General features: G+C 61.1%; 11 protein-coding genes. 3 read left to right on the plus strand and 8 right to left on the minus strand.

Features of this window, described 5'->3' with window-relative positions; genetic code table 11:
- Window position 1: 1 nt before the first annotated feature.
- The 4 genes from VSR82_RS20590 to VSR82_RS20605 all read right to left on the minus strand — a co-directional run bounded on the left by VSR82_RS20590 (window position 2) and on the right by VSR82_RS20605 (window position 7,092).
- Window positions 2-1,438 (minus strand): basic amino acid/polyamine antiporter, encoded by a 1,437-nt coding sequence (locus VSR82_RS20590; protein WP_498858023.1) that lies wholly within the window; start codon window positions 1,436-1,438, stop codon window positions 2-4.
- 124 nt (window positions 1,439-1,562) lie between these two features.
- On the minus strand, window positions 1,563-3,065 hold the full coding sequence (locus VSR82_RS20595) for an efflux transporter outer membrane subunit (protein ID WP_429462996.1): 1,503 nt from the start codon (window positions 3,063-3,065) through the stop codon (window positions 1,563-1,565).
- Entirely contained in the window at window positions 3,062-6,121 is a 3,060-nt protein-coding gene (locus tag VSR82_RS20600; RefSeq protein WP_429462995.1) for an efflux RND transporter permease subunit, read from the minus strand. Before VSR82_RS20600 ends, VSR82_RS20595 begins: the two co-directional genes overlap by 4 nt.
- Window positions 6,118-7,092, minus strand: a complete 975-nt coding sequence (locus tag VSR82_RS20605; RefSeq protein ID WP_429462994.1) for an efflux RND transporter periplasmic adaptor subunit — start codon at window positions 7,090-7,092, stop codon at window positions 6,118-6,120. Before VSR82_RS20605 ends, VSR82_RS20600 begins: the two co-directional genes overlap by 4 nt.
- 857 nt (window positions 7,093-7,949) lie before the next feature.
- Between VSR82_RS20605 and VSR82_RS20610 the strand changes: the two genes are divergently transcribed.
- A complete protein-coding gene (locus VSR82_RS20610; protein ID WP_429462993.1) occupies window positions 7,950-8,336 on the plus strand; it encodes a hypothetical protein in 387 nt (128 codons plus the stop codon).
- A gap of 630 nt (window positions 8,337-8,966) precedes the next feature.
- Window positions 8,967-9,272, plus strand: coding sequence for a hypothetical protein (locus VSR82_RS20615; protein ID WP_429462992.1), 306 nt, complete (start codon window positions 8,967-8,969; stop codon window positions 9,270-9,272).
- A gap of 1,953 nt (window positions 9,273-11,225) precedes the next feature.
- Here the strand turns inward: VSR82_RS20615 and VSR82_RS20620 are convergent.
- Both VSR82_RS20620 and VSR82_RS20625 read right to left on the minus strand, forming a co-directional pair.
- Window positions 11,226-12,200 carry a ParB/RepB/Spo0J family partition protein gene (locus VSR82_RS20620; RefSeq protein ID WP_368582618.1) on the minus strand — a complete coding sequence of 325 codons (975 nt, stop codon included), beginning with the start codon at window positions 12,198-12,200 and terminating at the stop codon, window positions 11,226-11,228.
- Window positions 12,197-13,408, minus strand: coding sequence for a ParA family protein (locus tag VSR82_RS20625; protein WP_498858024.1), 1,212 nt, complete (start codon window positions 13,406-13,408; stop codon window positions 12,197-12,199). Before VSR82_RS20625 ends, VSR82_RS20620 begins: the two co-directional genes overlap by 4 nt.
- 1,045 nt (window positions 13,409-14,453) lie before the next feature.
- Between VSR82_RS20625 and VSR82_RS20630 the strand changes: the two genes are divergently transcribed.
- Window positions 14,454-15,857, plus strand: coding sequence for a replication initiation protein (locus tag VSR82_RS20630; protein ID WP_410851594.1), 1,404 nt, complete (start codon window positions 14,454-14,456; stop codon window positions 15,855-15,857).
- 125 nt (window positions 15,858-15,982) lie between these two features.
- On the opposite strand, the gene VSR82_RS20635 is transcribed toward VSR82_RS20630, so the two are convergent.
- Window positions 15,983-17,479 (minus strand): GntP family permease, encoded by a 1,497-nt coding sequence (locus VSR82_RS20635; RefSeq protein ID WP_429462990.1) that lies wholly within the window; start codon window positions 17,477-17,479, stop codon window positions 15,983-15,985.
- A gap of 2 nt (window positions 17,480-17,481) precedes the next feature.
- Window positions 17,482-18,525 carry a patatin-like phospholipase family protein gene (locus tag VSR82_RS20640; RefSeq protein ID WP_368582620.1) on the minus strand — a complete coding sequence of 348 codons (1,044 nt, stop codon included), beginning with the start codon at window positions 18,523-18,525 and terminating at the stop codon, window positions 17,482-17,484.
- Between the last annotated feature and the right edge of the window lie 353 nt (window positions 18,526-18,878).

Raw genomic sequence — 18,878 nt, forward strand, 5'->3', positions numbered from 1 at the left:
CTCAGATGACGATCGTGCCGCTCGCGAGGCCGATCAGCGCGGCAATCGCGCCGCAGACTGCGACGGCAAAGATGATCCATTCGAGGTTCGAAAACACCCCCATGCCGCGCTCGCGTTTGGCCAACACATACAGCACCGTACCGGGCGCATAAAGCAGCGCCGATAGCATCAGGAACTTCAGGCCGCCCGCGAACAGCAGAAAGGCCGTATAGAACGTCGCGAACATCGCGACGAAATACTCGGTGCGCACCGCGCCGCTCAAGCTGCCGCCATTGTGGCGACTATCGTAACGCGCGGCCTTGATTCCGTATGCGGCCACGAGGAAATAAGGAATCAGCGCCATCGAGCTCGTCAGATTGAGCATCAGCGCAAACGCATCGGTCGACCAGTACGTGCTGATGACGAAACACTGCACCACGGTACTCGTGAGCCAGATCGCGGCGACCGGCAGCTTGCGTTCGTTTTGTCGCGCGAAGATACGCGGCATCGTCTCGAGGCGCGCGGCGGCGAACAGCACCTCGGCACAGATCAGCGACCACGCGAGGTACGCGCCGAGGATCGAAACGATCAGACCGGCGCTGATAAACACGACGCCGAAGGGGCCGAGCAACGCGCCGAGTACCGCGGCCATCGACGGCTGGCGCATCACCGCGAGATCGGCGCGCGGCAAGCTCGCGTAAGGCAGCAGCGTCACCAGTACTAGCAGACACAGCACTGCGACGAAGCCGGTGATCGTCGCGGCGCCCACGTCCGAGCGCTTTTTCGCGTAGCGCGAGTACACGCTTGCACCTTCGATACCGACGAACACGAAGACGGTGACGAGCATCGTCGCGCGAACCTGCGAGAACAGGCCGTTGCCGAGCTGATCGTTGCTCTCCCGCAGATTTGCGTGAAACATGTCGGCGCGAAACAGCGCGATGAGGATCACGATGAACAGCACGATCGGAATCACCTTCGCGACCGTCACGATCGTGTTGATCATCGTTGCCTGCTGGACGCCGCGCAGCATCACCAGATGAAACAGCCAGATGCCTACCGACGACACGATGATCGCCGTCGCCGTATTGCCCTCGCCGAAGACGGGGAAGAAAGCGCCGAGCGTCGATTTGATCAGCACCCAGTACGACACGTTGCCGAAGCAGCCGGCCATCCAGTAGCCGAATGCGGACAGAAAGCCCGCATAATCGCCGAAGCCCGCTCGCGCATAGGCGAACACGCCGGCATCGAGCTCGGGCCGGCGCTGTGCGAGCGCCTGGAACACGCGCGCCAGCGCATACATGCCGATGCCCGCCACGCACCATGCAATGACGGCGCCGAACGGTCCGGTCGCGCGCGCGAAATTGCGCGGCAGCGAGAAAATCCCTGCGCCCACCATCGAACCGACGACCATCGCGGTCAGTGCGGGTAACGACAGTTTCGTCTCGACCTGGGTTGTCATCGTTCACCCTTCAGAGAAGCTGATTTCTTCCAGAAAGGGACTTACGCGAAGCAGGTACGCGTACGTTGCGCATCTCCTGTTAGTCCTCCCGACTGAAGCCAACGGCTTTTACCCGATCCTTCGCTTACTGTGAAGCCGGCGCCGGTGCGTTCCCGGCGGCGGGCGCGGGTCCCGTCGGCGCTTGTGGATTCGCAGCCACGGGCGGATTGGCCAACCAGCCGCCCCCCATCGCCCTGAACAGCGCGAACTGTGCCTGCAGTTTGCCGACCTCTTCCCTCGCCTGCGACGACTGGCTTTCGAGCAGCGCAACCCGCACCTGATCGATATCGACGCGGCCGGTATCGCCGAGCTCGTAGCGACGTCGCACCTGGTTCAGCTGCGTGGTACGTCGCGCGACTTCTTCATTGCGCGCGTTGAACAACTCGTCCTGCCGGTTCAAACGCGCCAGCGCACGGTCGACGTCATAGAACGCGCCGAGCGCGGTCTTTTCGTAATTGAACATCGCCTGTTGCGCCTGCGCATCCGACGACTCGACCTGCGAGCGCCGCGCGCCAAAGTCGATCAGCGGCATCGCCATCGCCGCGCCGAACAGCCAGAACGTGCTAGCCCCGAGGTTTTGACCCGCGAACTCCCAACCATTGCGCGCGAGCATCCCGCTTAGCGATAGGGTCGGCCAGTAGTTGAGCCGCGCCACATCCGACTGTCTGACCGCCGCATTCACGCGGGCCTGCGCCGCGATCAGATCCGGGCGCCGCATCAGCAGGTCGACGGGTTGGCCGGGCTCGATATGCGGCAGTGCGGTCATCAGCGTGTCGCTTTCATCGAGGATTCCGGCGAAGTCCGCTGGCTGCACGCCGCACAGATTCTGCAAATTCAGCCGCGCCTGAGCGATGCCGTTCTCCACGTCCTGCAAACGCGCATCGACCTGCGCACGGCCAGCGCGCGCCGCTTCGATGTCCGTACTCATCACGAGGCCCGCAGTAAAGCTCTTTTCGGCGATGTCGACGAAGTCGTCCGCGATCGCGCGGCTTTGCAGCAGGATCGTGCGCTGACGCAGCAGCCCGCGATACGTGACGTACAGATCCGCGACGCCCGACACTACGCTCAGGCGCACCGCTTCCGCATCGCCCGCGGCCGCGCGTACCTGCTCACGTGCCGCCGAGAGCCGCGAGCGTCCCTGGCCGAACAGATCGATCTCCCATTGCGCCTGCAGACCGACTCGCCAGAACTGCGCATCGGTATTGGTGATGCCGAGGAACTGCGCGAACTCGAGTTGCGTCTCGCCGCCGTGAAACTTTGCGCCGCTCACGCCCGCACCGACCGACGGCAGCAGTTGCGAGCGAGCCAGCCGGATTCCGGCCTGCACCTGATCGACGCGTGCGTAAGCGGTGGCGATGTCGAAGTTGTGCGCGAGCGCGAGCTCGATCAGTTTGTTCAGCGCGGGATCGCCGTACTGGGTCCACCACGCCGCGAGATCCTGCGCGGACATCGGGGTGGCCGCGCCCTGTTGCGCCTCCGAATACTGCGGCGGAAACGCGGCGGGCTTTTGCAGCTGCAATGAACCCGCACAACCTGCTTCGAGCAGCAGCGCCGCGATGGTGAGAAGACAGTGGCGCGCGCGGATCATTTTGCTTCCGGGTGTCGGCCCGGCTCCCATTCCGCCTGCTTGATCGAGAACAGCATCGAGTACAGCGCCGGCACGGCGACCATCGTCAGTACGGTGGCGAAAGCAAGGCCCGACATGATCGTGATCGCCATGTCCTTGAAGAACGGGTCCCACAACAGGGGCGCCATGCCGAGCGCCGTCGTGCCGGCCGACAGCATCACCGGACGCAAGCGGCTCATCGCACCGTGGGTCACCGCCTGCATGCGCGGCACGCCGGCGGCGACCTGCGCATCCATCTCTTCGACGAGCACGACGCCGTTCTTGATCAGCATGCCGATCAGGCTCAATAGACCGAGCAACGCCATGAAGCCGAACGCGCCGCGGAACAGCAGCAGACCGATCGTCACGCCGCAGATCGACATCGGCACGACGAGCAGCACGACGAGCGCGGGCTTCAGGCGTCCGAACATCATCAGCACCAGCAGCGCCATCGCGATGAAGCCGAGCGGCAGTTGCCGGAACAGGCTCTGCTGCGCGCGCGTCGAGGATTCGTGCTCGCCGCCCCATTCGAAGCGGTAGCCCGAAGGCAGCTTGATGTTCTCGATGCCCGGGCGTATGCGATTGAAGGCGTCGACACTGTTCTGTCCGTAGATGGGGTTCGCCGATACCGTGATCGTGCGAATCCGGTCCTCGCGCGCGATCTGACCTTCCTCGGTCCCAACCGTAAAGCCGTTGACCACGTCGCCGAGCGGCACGTAACGGCGCAGACCGGCGCTGAACACCTGCAGGTCTTGCAGGCCCGCGACGCCGCGCGTGTAGTCGGGCGAGCGCAGCACGATCGGCAGCAACTGATCGCCTTCGCGATAGATGCCCGCGCGCAGGCCCTCGGTTGCATAGGCCATCGTGTCGGTGACCTGCCGGCGCGTCACACCGAGCGAGCGCGCGCGCGACTCGTCGAATTCCGGCCGCACGATGCTGATCGGATTTTCCCAGTCGTCGCGGATCGCGATGATGCGGCCGTCGCCCTTCAGCACGTTCTGCGCTTCCTGCGACAAGCGACGCAGCACGACTGGATCGGGACCGGAGAAGCGCGCCTGAATCGCCGCGCCTCCGCCCGGCCCGAAATTAGGCCGTGTCACAGTCCAGTGCTGTTCGGGGAAGCGCTTCTTCAGATCCGCTTCGATGTCCGGAAGCATCACGTCGATCAGGCGCTGGTCCTTCGCACCGACGATGAACTGCGCATACGACGGATCGCGCGTCTCCGGATCGTAGACGAGGAAGAAGCGCGTCGCGCCCGAGCCGATATAGGTCTGCACGTTGCTGACATCCGCATGCTCGAGCAGCACCTTCTCGACTTCGCGACTCTTTTCGACGACCGCGCGAATGTCGGCGCCGCGCGGCAAACGCATATCGACATAGAAGATCGGCGTGGTCGACGCGGGGAAGAAACTCTGCTCGACGAAACGGAACGCCCAGCCGGCGAGTACCGTCAGCGCGACGAGGCCGATGACCACGAGCACGCGCCGTCGGGTGACCCATGACAACAACTCGCCGTAACGCTTGTACAGCTTTGCCTTGAACGGATCTTCATCGATGATGTCCGCGGGCTTGAAAAGATATGTGCCGAACAGCGGCGTCAGCGCGATGGCGATCACCCAGCTAAACAGCAGCGAAATCGCAGCGACGGCGAACAGGGACGCGCAGAATTCGCCGACCGCATCCGGCGACAGGCCGATGCCCGAAAAAGCCAGAATCCCCACGATGGTCGACGCGAGCAGAATCCATTGGCTTTGTTTGAGAATTTCGGTCGCCGCCTCGAGATGCGACTTGCCTCGTTGCACCCTCACGAGCATGCCCTCGACCACCACGATGCTGTTATCGGTCAGCATGCCCATCACGATGATCAGCGCGCCCAGGGAAATGCGCTGCAGCTCGATCCCCGCCGCGTACATGACGAGCAGCGTGCCGAGAATCGACAGGAACAGCTCGACGCCGAGCACCACACCCGCACGCCAGCCAAGCCCGATGCCGAGCGCGACACCGACGATCGACACGGACAGGAACACGTCGAAGATGAAACCGCGCACGCTCTCATCGACGACCCGCGGCTGATCGTAAAGCGAGTACAGCTTGATGCCGATCGGGCGGTCGCGCTCGAGTTCGGCGAGCTTCGCCTTGATCCGCTCGCCGACCCTCACGACGTTAACGCGCGGTCGCGCGCTGATACCGATCGTGATCGCGGGCTGAGCGTTGTAGTGAATGACCTGGTTCGGAATCGTCGCGTAGCCATGGCTCACGCGAGCGATGTCGCCGAGCAGAAGCGGGCCGGGCGTATTGTTGACAGGCAGCGATCGGATGGCCTGCAGCGAGTCGAGCGAGCCGGTCGGCGCAATCCGCAACGACAGATCGCCGACGCGTTCGCGGCCCGCGGGCCGAACCTCGTTTTGCAGGAACAGTGTCTGCGCGAGATCGTCGGTGGACAGATTGTTGGCGATCAGTTGCGACTGGTCGACGTCGACCGAGACCTGCTCCTGCTGCTGACCAGCGATCACGATGTCGGACACGTCGTCGAGCGTCAGCAGTTGGCGGCGCAGTTCACGCGCGTACGCATACAGTTGCGCCTGCGTGTAGCCCTCGCCAGTCAGCGCGTAGAACATGCCGTAGACGTCGCCGAAACGGTCGAGCACGAGTGTCGGGCCCGCACCGGGCGGCAGCCGTACCTGTGCATCCGACACGGAATTGCGCAATTCGTCCCACACTTGCGGCAATTGCGCCGACGTGTACTGGTCGCGAATCTGGACGCGGATTTCGGAGTAGCCCGGCATCGAACGCGAGGTCAGCTTCTCGACCTGCGGCATCTGCTGGATCGCGCTTTCGAGCCGGTCCGTCACCTCCTGCTCGACCTCGTGCGCACTCGCGCCCGGATACAGCGTCACCACGACCGAAGTCTTGATCGTGAACTTCGGGTCTTCGAGCCGCCCGATGTTGTAGTACGCAAACAGGCCGCCAAACAGCGAGATCAGCGTCAGGACCCATGCGATCAGCGGCTTTTCGATCAGGGGGCGCGCGAGGTTCATTGAGGAGCATCCATTGGACGGACCGCCATTCCCTCTTTCATGAACTGCGAGCCGCCCGCCACCACGCGGTCGCCTTCCGCCACCGCACCCGCGACGACCGCATCGTCATTGCGAATTTCGCGCACGCTGACCGGCACCGCATGCACACGGCCGGACGCCGCATCGTAGCGCCACAGACTGCGCTGACCGTCCGCGCCGATCGACACCGCCGCGATCGGAATCGCGAAGTAGCCTTGATTGTCGTTTTGCGCGACTTGCCGGGCCGTGTCGGAAATCTGTACCCGCAGCGCCATGCCGGGTAACAGCATGGCGCTTTGCGGTCCTTCGATCGAGAACACGAGCCGGTAGGCCGCCGAAGTCGGCGAGGTCTGCGTGGTCCGTTCGCGGAACACTAGCGGGAAGCGGTTCTGCGGCCGCTCGGGCAGCCACGCTTCGGCTCGCAGCGTCTTGTCGACGAATAGACGTTCGGCAATGCTCTGAGGCAGATCGACGCCGACATCGACACGGCCGATGTTTTCCAGATTGAACGCGGGTGCGCCAGCCTGCACGACCTGCTGAATCTCGATGTTGCGGCGAGCGATCCGGCCGTCGAATGGCGCGACTAGCCGGGTATTGCGCAGGTCGCGGCTCGCCATGTCGCGTGCCGCGCGTGCGGCGTCCGTGGCAGCCGACAGCTGCTCATAAGCAGCCTGTGACAGAATTCCGTCCTTGCGCAGCACCGCCTGGCGCTTCAGGTTGTCGCTCAGCTGCTGATACTGCGCGTTCGCGCGTTGCAGTTGCAGCTTGTAGGGTTCTTCATCGATACGCGCGATCAGCTGCCCGCGTTTCACGGATGCACCTTCGAGCACCGCGATCTGCACGACGCGGCCCGATACTTCGAAGGCGAGCGGCGAGATGCTGGTCTGCTCGACCCGCCCGGTAAAGATGCGAATGGCGGACGCGTCGGCCGCTTCGACCCTGGTGAGCTGCACGGCTGGCCTCGTATCGCCGCTCGGTGTTTCGGTTGGCCGTTGGCAGCCCGACAGTGAAACGACGAGCGCACTGGCCAACACGCACGACAATACGCCGGTCAGTGCGACGCTGGCTGATCGGTGAGGCCGCGGTGCATCGGAACGGTTTGCGGTCATGACGTCCTCGGCTGACTGCTGGCGCAACCCATGTCGTACACCCTGCGGCAACCTTGTTCGCGGACCGGCGAATACGGTGCTCTACGGGTTGCTCATGAATTCATAGGGGTCCATAGCAGTGGACCGATCAGTGCATTTTCGCTGCGATTTCCACGGCCAGGTCAGACTCGATGAACGGTGGCATCGCGTCGGTCGGACCGGCAACGTTGTGTCGTCATTCAGGCTTCGTTTGTCGGGCATGTTGCCTAATTGCCAATCTGCTTCGCCACGCCGAAGAAAGGCTAAGGAACTGGTGGTCTGCCCGTGTCATGCGTGCGCCATTGTCCCCTTTCATAGTTCGTGAGAGGCATCATGGCCGATCAATGCGCCAGCCGTCAATCGATTCGCGACTTACTGCGGGCATACGGATTTATTCCATGGTTTCTTCCACGTCCGTTGACGAAAGATAAGCATGGCTATGCTGTCGTACTAGTGATGAAGGGCGATGGGAAAGACTGCTATTGATATCAGGGAATGCTTTCGCCGATGGAACAGCCGCGATTGTTGAATCGGGGGTTCTTTCTCATTGAAGCCAATGCGCATCATGGCGGACGGCATGGGTTGTACCAGTGACTTGCTGGGCGGTAGAGGCCAGCCGATCCTTTCTGCCATTCGGACCGCTCAATGCCATTAGGTGCGTCGCGTGTTGCGGCAGTGCTCGAATGAAAGCCTCGCAGTGGCGGCGGCCATACGCGCATCGGCGAATGCGCGTATGGCCGGTCGCCCGAGACGCTCAACGTTGCGCAGTTCGCGATTGCACCTGCCAACGCGAGCCGCTGGATTGCATCGATGCGATATCGGCCGTCGGCGGAATTAATACCGACTGGCGATTGTCGAGCCTCGTTGAACTGTCGTTGCAGATGGCCCGGCTGGCGTTCGCCGGGATACTTAACATTTATCGGCGCGATGACTTGGGCGTCGCGATCGTTGCGGGGGTGAAATTGCGGCGGCCAGTCGAAGACGATGCCGATGCGAGTGGCGATACCGATGGCGATGGGAGCAGCAATGCGGCGCTGACACCGGCGTGTCGTCACGGGCCGCGGGACTGACGAGTTCGGCGTCGCGCTATTTCAGTGAGATGCCGTCCACAACCGTTATCACGTTGATCCGGTTCAGCCGGGGCAAGCTCGGGCAACTGCTTGCCTCATGTGATGTCGTGCTGTCCGTCTAAGATCCGTATCGCGAAGCCAGTGTCGAGTGAGATGGCCAAGCCGTGCCAACGTTGCGCACGCTGTTTAGACGCACGCGGTATCGATGCGCCGCGCATAAGCAACTGTTCGATCGCAGTCGACGGATCATTCTGATGTTGCATGGCCCTCGCGACGGGCCCGGAGGCATAGATCAATGTCGACAACGATATTCCGGGCGATGAAGTGCTTCGCCAATATTTTCAGGTGTGGCAGGGCTACTACCCGACCAACGTGCCGATGCTGGTCAACCTCGTGCGCATGCGGCACGCCACGCAACAGACGCTCGCGTAGTTCGATCCGGACCGCACGGCGCCCGCGTCGCATGGTGATGGTCTGATCGCTCACAGCATGGGCGGCAATTCACGCACGGCTGCGGGTGCCGGCTTCCGGCGACGCGCTTTGGGCAACGTTCGAGGATAAATACGTGCCCGAAGGCTCCGACGTCGCTCGTGATGACGAGCGCTCAATCGGCTGCTGAACTTCACGCCGATGCCGAAACGCGAGCGCGCCATGTTTATGGCGCCCCCCATCAAGGCACTCGGTTCGCGAGCAACGGCTGTCTCGCTGGGCGGTCAACCTCGGCGCGAAAGCGGGCCGCTCGAAGATTCCGATGATGGGGTCGTCTCTTATCGCAGCGCGCATCTCGCGGGCGCGCTATCGGAGAATGTGATTGTTGCGGGACAGCGTGCGGGAGACGCGGAGGCGATCTTCGAGATCCGACGGATTTCGATTCAGGATATCGGGCAGATCGATCGGCGCGGGCTGGTTTGCGAGGAGGCTGAAATGGAGACGTGACGGCGGAGGGGCCAGGTGTTTTTCGCGACAGCGTAGGCTTTGCAGCCACGTCCGTCCTTTAAAATAATTCGCTACAAATTACGTATTAAATGCTACGTATCGCTGGAGCGTGTTTGCGCAATCCTGCGTGTGCTCCTCTCGTGATGGGTGTGCCGGGGTATCGTGCACCAATTTGGCGGATCCGCGTGAAACAATGCGTCGGACAAGTGAAAAAGGTCTTTAAAAACAAATGGTTACGAGATCCAAGAGACATTTCTCAATGTTTCACGCGGCTGCGGTTAGCGAGATCAACCGAAGAATCTTGGGTTCGCGCTCGGATCGGCTAATACCCGCTGGTTTTTCGATATTTAGTTCGGAAAACTGCCGATGGCCGACTACTGTATAGCCGAAGCTCCCCCTTGCGACGCGCTCGGCGATTGGCAGTGGCTCGCGTTGCGGATCAAGCGGTGGACGATCGTCTCGCTAATTGATGCAACGAGAGCGAGCCGGACGACGACGCATTGTCGGCGGTGATTCGCGCATTTGGCCCTCCCCTCCCCTGGCAATGATCGCCCCGCGCGTAGATTGCCGATGCGGCGGGAGTATCGATGTTGATGTCGCGCTGACCAGATGGTCAAGTGCAAACTCATCCAGTAGCGAGCAGGTGGAAGTTCATGACTCGCGAGTTGCCCAAGCGATGATTGCAGCGGTCACGATGCATGCCTTCGAATACGAGGACCCGCGCATCTCATGATGCGGGCAAGTCGACCGGACGACCTTTCGAGCGTGGCCAACTAACCGAGAGTATTTTCTTGCTGACCACGGTGGGGGGTCGACACACGTACCGCCAAATGGGCAGCGGTCGGCAGGGGTTCCTTCTTCACTTTCTGGCTGCCGGCCCAGAGGTCGGATCTGCACCGTGCAACGGGATGTGATTCGAAGGCATGCTTGCGACTCTCGAAAGCAAGGATGCACCGCTTGCGATGGGCCTGGTCTGGATCGGTCGAGAGGGATCGCGCTATCAAGGTCGGCATCGCTTAACGCGACACTCGCCTAATGGCGGGCTCCCGCCACACCTTTACGTATGTGGTGTGTTCGCTGAGACAAGCCAAATTCAAGGCCTTCCCGCGCGCGTCGTTCCGTCGATCCGGTTTCCGCCGGTAATCGTATGGGACGGATTTCTGGCAGAAAACCGCTGACCGTATGGTCAATGAGCATAGGCATGCGCACCGCGCCCATCTGGCCTCAGGAACTTCCTGAGTTGGAGCAGCCGTGAATGACGTTGACGATATTCACTAAACTGCTGCACCCGACAGCGCCGTCATGAACTCAGGGCTTGATGGAAAATCATCGTCAACCCTTCCCGCGATTTTTCACCTGACATCCATTTGGTGCGGGACGCCTCGACGTCAGGAGCAACGATTTTTCTCATTGCGGGAGTCGGCCGTCGAGTGCCGCGCCGCGGTACGAGGACGAATAACCCGAACGTGGCGAGGGTCGAGAATGACCGGCGATGGCCTGCCGGGGGACATTCCGTCTCAAAGGACAGTAACCGGCCCGCCATTTCTGCCGTCATGTGATCATCGAACACGTTCGGCGGCGCCCTCGACGATATGACCGGTCGGCGAGTTGGCGGAAGCCAGTTCACAGACTTCCTCACAAATTCCGAGCGGGTGGCGGCCTCGATTATGTCCTGCACCTGCAAGATTGGTCCGGCGAACCTACTGCTACGCGATCTCCCCGCGGACCGGACAAGACGCAAAGAATCTGCGTCCGCACGACAGGGGACTCTTCTATCGACGTTGGCTTTCGTCGGAAAGAGTGTCTAGAGTCTAGACACTGCGACGAACCCTGATGGCATCTACGGAGACTGTCTAGACTCTAGACACTCTCTCAGCCCAAACCATTTTGGCTGGCCGAAAAAAAGCCCGCACTTGGCGGGCCTCTCTCTACACTAAAAAACCAAACATCGAATCAGCTCGTTTTCGGCTGCGATTGGAACATCTGTCCGATCAACTGTCGTATCTGAACTTCTTGCGCCTCGGTAATCACCCCGGTCTTGATCTTGATCGTGAAGTTGCTGACATCCTTCGTGATGCTTCCGGCGTGCTCTCGTCCTGCAAAAAACTTCTCGATGCTGCGTCCGCCGGTACCAGCCGACGTCGTCTGCCGCGTCGCCAACGCAGTGATTGCCGCCGCGACCTTGCCTTGATCCATTTCGCCTCTCACCAACAGCGGCCAAATTTCGCGAGCCGCTTTAACCCCATCCTCGCCGTGCTTTTTGATAGCCGCCCCGATTGCTTGCGCCGCAGTTCCGCCCAATAGTCGCGGTTGAATATCGAGATCTTTTTTGATGAAGTCCGGCAAATTATCGAACGACAAGAACTGGTACAGACCCGCCCTCGACAATCCCATCGCTTCCGCCAGTCGCTTGCGATTCGGAAACTCCGCTTCCGATCGACGGATCGCAACTCCGATTTCATAGTCAGCAAGGTCGTCGCGGCTGATGTTTTCGACCATCGCCAGGACGGCCATATCCGAGTCGGAGCAATCCGCGACGACTGCCTTGATCGTGTCATGCCCCAGCATCTTGTGCGCACGCCAGCGCCGTTCACCAGCGACTATCTGATAGTCGTCGGCGACACGCCGGACGACGATCGGCTGCATCAACCCAACTTCCCGGATCGACTCCGCAAGCTCGGCCAACTTTGCTTCGTTGAACACGCGGCGCGGCTGCCACGGGTTCGGCAAGATCCCCGCAACCGGCAGTTGCGATGCGACTCCGGTCGATTCCAATTCCTGCACGCGAAGCTGCGCAACGGCCAGCGCGCCGGCAAGGCCGGGCGCCGTTTGCGTGCGGTTGCTGCGCTTAACCTCGTCTTCATTAATCGACGAAGTTTTGCGAATGCCGGACGTCTTGGCCAGCAACTGTTCTCGCATATTGCTCATTGCGCGTTCCTCCATTTTTCCGAATAGATCTCGTCGATCCAACGACAGTAATCGACGAGAGGCTGCCGCACGCGTTGCAGCGACTTGGCCGCGCTGTGATTGCTGCTGATGTCGAAGACGGTAGAGAATGCCAACGCCCCTGTGCTCATTACCGAACTCGCCGGCACCTCGATCGAATGCAGCCAGTTTTCGTATGCGCTTTGCGCCCACGCACGCACGATCGGCGCCGACGAGTTCCGCCCATAATCGACCCGCGATAACACCAGCGATACAAAGTCGTATTTCTTTTCCTTCTCGAATTTGATGAAGCTTTTGGACACGTCAGAGAAGAGTCGCCAGAACGAGAGTGAGCTGATGAAGTCCAGGTTTTCCGGCACCATCGGCATCACCATGGCGTCCGCGGCCATCAGCGCGTTCAGATTGAGGTACGACAGAGACGGCGACGTATCCATCAGAATGTAGTCGTACTTCTTGCGCAGCGGCTCGAGCCCTTGACGAAGCACGGTCCAGAAACGAAAACCTGGCCGAATCTTTTGCATCGCCGGCAGATGGAACTCTGCACCGATCAATTCCGTATGCGCAGGAATCACGTCGATGCCATCCCAGTACGTCGACTGAATCCGTCCCTCGAGGCCGCCCTCGATGTCTTGGTCGTAGACATACGGCAACACCGTATCCTCAGGCGACACGTCTTTTTCCGCGTACAGTCCGCACAGTTCCGAGAGTGATGCCTGCGGATCGAGATCGACCACCAGCACTTTGCGTCCCCGTAGCGACAGCCCTTGGGCAAGGCACATCGTCGTAGTCGTCTTGGCGGAACCACCTTTGAGCTGCGCGGTGATAATGATCTTCCCGTCCGGTTCCTTCAGACGAGTGACCAGTGGAGTCTGGTAAATGTCGGAAATCTTTTGCACCCAGATCCGCGCTTCTTCTAGCGTGAAGGTCCGGGTGCGGCCCGTGCCGGCTGCCGTGCCCGAAGGCAGTTCTCCGTCGCCTTTTGTCGCGAGATACTGAACCTGCGAGTGAGAGACGTTGCACATCTCGGCAATCTCGCCGGTCTTGAAGACGGGAGCCGTTTTTCGAGGACGTGGAGCCAGAATCGTGTCACGCAGCTCATTAGTAAAAATGGTGACCTTTTCTGCGAACTCACTGATCTGCTCAAAGTGAACGGTTCGGTCTACGGCAGGAAGTTGGCTCGTTCTGACCATTCTGAGGTTTATCCATAAAATTCCAGAAACCTCAGAATACAGGAAATACTTGAAAATAACTTTTTAAATTACTGTTTTAATGCGGATTTTCTGAAAATTTCTATATTTTCACAGCGTTTTCGGTGGCGGAACTGTCGTGGAAACGAAACGAGTCCCGAAACCCCGCCTATGCGAGTGCACAAATGACCTCACCAAATGCCTAAGTTTTAGGCGAGTGTGCCGGTTACGCTGGCCCTGTCACGAAGGAAGGTGAGGTCATTTGTGCACTTCCTCACATCTACGACGTGCGATCCGGCGATCTCCAGCACAACGGACCTCACCATAATCGCGTTTTCGCCACCTTCCGGCGACCGCTCCGGCCGCTTGGAGCGCAAATGCACAATCAACCTCACCTACCGCCGTTGATTTCCGCCGGCGGCAGGCGGTCCAGCCCGGGCCCCAGTGTCACCAATCCTTGCTGGTCACCGTGGAAGCACAACCAACCTCACCTTCGTTACGCAGCCGTTCATCAGCTCCGGCATCGCACAATTAACTTCACCATGCTGCATTGCGCAATCTTCACGTCAACTTACTGTGTGACCCAAGTTGGTAGGTTTTTTTTAAACCGAGAACAAACCGACAAACTCACACAGGCAGACGATATTCAATTCATTCAGCCACTTAGGTTCCAAAAGGTGAGGTACGTTGTGTCGAAGGTGAGGTTCGCTGTGCTGAGAGGTGCGGTTCGTTGTGCAGCAAGGTGAGACCAATTCCCCGCCAAGGTGCGGTTCCATGTGTTTGCCTGTGCGTCGAATCTGGAAGGTGAGGTGGGTTGTGCATCTGCAGGAAATGAAGCTCGGATGGGCCGTCCCATAAGGCTTCGCCGTGCGAAAGCCGTCTGGCAAGGTGAGGTTCCTTGTGTAGATGGTGAGGTTCTGTGTGCCAGATCGCGGAATGAACGACGAAGCGGCCGCCGCCTCGGCCGTTCTGATGGTGAGGTTCTGTGTGTTGACAGCTCACCACCGCATGCTTACAGTCCCCGGGAGCTAAAAAGTGGATGAAGAACATGGCTGCGGACAATCCGGAAGAGGGCAAGTCGAAAGCGACATCACGCCAGATGGCGCTCGCGCTGTTCGAAGACATGTTCGATCAAGGATTGCGCATCAACGAGGCCAATCGCGAGATCGGTTATCAGCGCAACGATTTCTTCACCGAGATCGTCAACATGGGACTGCCGGCGCGGCGGTTTCTCGATGCCGCTTACTTCATCGTCGCGCAGGAGCCCGAGCAACGCGATCAGTACGACGTCGAACTCAACTACTTCAAGTGGCTGATGCGTTACGACAGCCGCAACCTGAAGCATTTGCGCACGATCGCCGACGAAGCTCAGAACGCGAAAGTCCGCGTAACGAATACGCCTGCGGACCGCGATCCCAGTGAAGACGACCTGTGGGTGCAGGTCCAACTGATCGGTATGGTCGGCTTTCATCGCGGACGTATGCGTTTCGACGTCCATCCACGGCTCGTGCCGCATATCCGCGATCCGCAGAAATCGCACTGGCTGAGCTTGCGCATTTCCACCGCGTTCACGCGCAGTCTCGCGCGCGCTATCTACGACAAGGTTTTGCCCAACGTGCCCGCAGGACGCACCGACTGGATCCAGCTCGAGGAAATGCGTAACTGGCCCGGCAAAATGGGCGCGAACGCCGCCATCTTCAAATACTTCAAGCGCGATTGGCTCGAGCCGGCGGTGCGCGAGATCAACGAAGTGTCGGACGTCGAGATCTCTTACGAGACGCGCACTGCATCCACGACGTCGAAGAAAATCGACCGCATCCGCTTCCTCCTCAAGCGCAAGGACACAGCCGACGCGGTACTCGCGAGCCTCGCCGACGCGAGCCATCTCTACAAGATTCTTACCGACGAATTCGGGCTGTCGACCAAGCAGTTCAGCGAGATTTCGGAGAACCGCGAACTGTGGACCGACGAGCGTATTCAGCAGGCCGTCGAATACACGCGCTTCAGAATCAAGCGCGGCCAGGTCAAGAAGAGTCCCGCGGGCTATCTGATGCGCGCGCTACGCGACAACTGGAAGATCTCCGACGCCGAGCGCACGATGGTCGACGTGCAAGCCAAACTGCTCGCCGACGAAGCGCAGGAACAGGCGGCCAAGACCGAAACGAGAAAGACCCTGGCGACCAGCATCGCGACGCGTGAAGAAGAAGTGCGCGCGCGCATGAACGAGGATTCGCGCAAGGGCCGCGATCATTTCAATGCCGCCGATCCGAAGACGCGCAAGGAACTGATGCATGCGTGGACAACCTCGCGCGAAGGCAAGCTGATGCTGCGCAGGATGAAGCTCGAACCGTCGACGGTCACCGAAGATGCGATCCTCGCGAATACGGAGCTGGTCTGGTATCTGGGGCAGTTCGTGTTCGGCCGGATGAATGCGGCGCGCGCGGCCGCGTGAAGTGAGCCGGTAATCAGCAGGCAAGCAATCCAGACTCGGCCGAACAGCAACAGGAAAGGGGTCTCGCACTGACGAACAGCGACGTCAGAGCGAGACCCCTTGATACTTTAGCCGGCACAAAACTCTCAGAAGGTACCGACCAGCGAGCCCAGCACGATCACCACGACCAGCGCGAGCAACGCGCCGAGAATCGCCACCATCACGATGTCGCGATAGCTTTCGCGATGGTTCGAGCCGCACACCGCGAGCAGCGTCACGACCGCGCCGTTATGCGGCAGGCTGTCGAGTGTCCCGGAGGACATCACGGCGACCCGATGCAACAGCGCCGGGTCGATGCCGTGTTGCGCGGCCAGTTGTAGATAGGTGCCGCCGAGCGCGTCGAGCGCGATGGTGAGACCGCCTGAAGCCGAGCCGGTCAAGCCCGCGAGCAGATTGGTCGCGACCGCGAGCGATACGAGCGGACCACCGCCGACGCCGAGCACCCATTCGCGCACGAGCGCGAACGCGGGCAGCGCGGCAATGACCGCGCCATAGCCGACCAGACTGCCGACGTTGAGCACAGGCAGCACCGATGCATTCGCGCCCGCGTCGATCGTCTCGCGCAGCGCCGGAAGGCGGCGCCGATTGAGCAGCAGGAGTACCACGATCGCGACGACGAGGGCCACGCACACGCCCCACACTCCGGCGACTGCCGAAAGCGACGTCTCACCCCAACGGACCTCGGCCAGATAGTCCGCGTCGATGCGCGGCAGCACGATCACGTTCATCACGAAGTTCGTTAGCACCACGAGCACGAGCGGCGCGAGCGCGACGCCGAACGACGGCAGATCCGCGCTGACGTGCCCGCGCTTCGCTTCCTCAGGATCGAAACTCTGCGAGACGCTCGCGCGTTCGCGCACGAGGTTGTCGCTGGCCGGCGCCGTGGTGGATTTCATCGCCGCGTTGAGTCCGTCGAATCCTTCGTTGGCCGCCTTCGCGCGCGATTGCTGCAAGGACAACCACCACAGCCCGAACGCCACCATCACGACACTCGCGACGATGCCAAGCCCGGGCGCCGCAAACGGCGTCGTACCAAAGAACGGCATCGGGATCGCGTTCTGGATCGCCGGTGTGCCGGGCAGCGCGGACATCGTGAACGTCTGCGTGCCGAGCGCGATCGCGGCCGGCATCAGACGGCGCGGGATATTGGCGGCCTGGAACAGGGCGGTGGCCATCGGCGCGAGCACGAAGAACGCGACGAACAGGCTGACGCCGCCGTAGGTGACGAGCGCGCCACCGATCACGACCGCGAGAATCGCCCGATGCGCGCCAAGCTTCTCCGTCATGTAACTGGCGATCGCCTTGACGGAGCCGCTGTCTTCCATCAGCTTGCCGAACAGCGCGCCGAGCAGAAACAACGGAAAGAACTGCGCGAGAAAGCGCGCGGCGCTGAGCATGAAAGTCTGGGTCCAGTGCGCGAGAATCGGTTCGCCCGAAATCGCGGCGGCCAGCATCGCGGCGAACGGCGCGAGCAACAGCACGGTCCAGCCGCGGTACGCGAAGGCGATCAGCAGCGCGAGACTCGCGAGCATCCCAAAGAGTCCGAGACCGATCGCGAGCGGGGACAGGGTGATGACTTCCATGGTCAGACTCCGTCGAGCAACGCGTCGAGATCCAGCGAGGAGCGCACGCCGATCGAATCGGCATGCCCGGTGAGGAACGCGTCCCCGGCACGCCGGCCTTCGTCGCGCAGCATCGTCAGAAAGCTCCACTCGGCGTTCAGCTTCGACGAGTAGCCGAGTTCGGTCATCAGTTCGCTCGAAATCCGATGGATACGCATCGCCGCCCAATGGCGGCCTTCGTCGCTACCGGCGTCCGCGGCGCGTCGCAGCAGCGCGATCATGCGCAGCTCTTTCAGCAGCGGCGCATTGAAGGCGACTTCGTTCAGGCGGCTGATGATGTCGCGCGCGGTGCGCGGTGTTTCATCCCGCTCGACGGGATTGACCTGGATCAGCAGCGTATCGCTCGACGTGCATTCGCGCACCAGCGGCGTGATGGTGGGATTCCCGGCGTAGCCGCCGTCCCAGTAGTCTTCACCGTCGATCTGCACGGCCTGGAACAGCGTGGGCAGGCAGCCGGAGGCGAGCAGCACGTCGGGCGTCAGGTCGCCATTGCGAAACACGCGCGCCTGGCCCGTGCGCACGCGCGTCGCAGTGATGAACAGCTTGATCGGCGCGTCGCGCAGATGCTCGAAATCGATCGAGTCCTGCAGAATCTTCGCCAGCGGATGTACGCCGCGCGGGTTCAGGTCGTATGGAGAAAACACGCGCGCCGCGAGGTCCATCGCGATGAAGAGCGGCGAGTAGTCGAGCGTCCAGCGGCCCATCAACACGTCGAACGGGCTGCGGCGAAACGGGCTGTACACCGATGCTTCGAATACTCGCCGCCAGAACGCTTCGAGCGCGGCGCGCGCGCCGGCCGCGCCGCCCACCTGATAGCCGCTCACCAGCACCGCGGCGTTCATCGCGCCAGCCGACGTACCCGATATCCCTTCGATCTGCAGCCACGACTCTTCGAGCAAACGGTCGAGGACACCCCATGTAAAAGCACCGTGCGAACCGCCACCCTGCAATGCGAGATCGATAAGGGCGGGTTCGCTGCGAGCGGGTTGGTTTTTTCTTGCAGCCAAGACGACTCCCGTGATGAGGAGTGCTCCATTTCGAGCTGACGCCGCATGCGCGGCGGACGAATGAACTGCTGGCCAATGCTTTGAATTACCGAATGACGTGAGGCGTGTTTCAGAGGTGAAGCATCGCACTGCACCATTGGTATTGGAAGTGGCTACTGATTAAAAGTCAAGCGTATTCAAGGCCTCGCGCGATTGTGCCTGGCAATACCGGCCAGTCAAGCGGAACATAGAGAGCCGGTTGGTCATGCCGAGGTCAAAAACAGCGTGTAAGCAAGCCGGCTGGCGCGCCCCGCCGCGCCGCTGACATAATCATGGATAAGCGGCGTATCTTTGCACCGGCGAGCACGACATTG

The sequence above is a fragment of the Burkholderia sp. JPY481 genome (assembly GCF_038900515.1).
GTDB classification, from domain to species: Bacteria; Pseudomonadota; Gammaproteobacteria; order Burkholderiales; family Burkholderiaceae; genus Paraburkholderia; species Paraburkholderia youngii.

What these genes read in the sequence shown, in the direction of transcription:
- VSR82_RS20610 (WP_429462993.1), top strand. Translation starts at nt 7,950, where the DNA reads ATGAAAGCCTCGCAGTGGCGGCGGCCATACGCGCATCGGCGAATGCGC.
- VSR82_RS20595 (WP_429462996.1), bottom strand. Translation starts at nt 3,065, where the DNA reads ATGATCCGCGCGCGCCACTGTCTTCTCACCATCGCGGCGCTGCTGCTC.
- VSR82_RS20625 (WP_498858024.1), bottom strand. Translation starts at nt 13,408, where the DNA reads ATGGTCAGAACGAGCCAACTTCCTGCCGTAGACCGAACCGTTCACTTT.
- VSR82_RS20630 (WP_410851594.1), top strand. Translation starts at nt 14,454, where the DNA reads ATGGCTGCGGACAATCCGGAAGAGGGCAAGTCGAAAGCGACATCACGC.
- VSR82_RS20615 (WP_429462992.1), top strand. Translation starts at nt 8,967, where the DNA reads ATGCCGAAACGCGAGCGCGCCATGTTTATGGCGCCCCCCATCAAGGCA.
- VSR82_RS20620 (WP_368582618.1), bottom strand. Translation starts at nt 12,200, where the DNA reads ATGAGCAATATGCGAGAACAGTTGCTGGCCAAGACGTCCGGCATTCGC.
- VSR82_RS20635 (WP_429462990.1), bottom strand. Translation starts at nt 17,479, where the DNA reads ATGGAAGTCATCACCCTGTCCCCGCTCGCGATCGGTCTCGGACTCTTT.
- VSR82_RS20600 (WP_429462995.1), bottom strand. Translation starts at nt 6,121, where the DNA reads ATGAACCTCGCGCGCCCCCTGATCGAAAAGCCGCTGATCGCATGGGTC.
- VSR82_RS20590 (WP_498858023.1), bottom strand. Translation starts at nt 1,438, where the DNA reads ATGACAACCCAGGTCGAGACGAAACTGTCGTTACCCGCACTGACCGCG.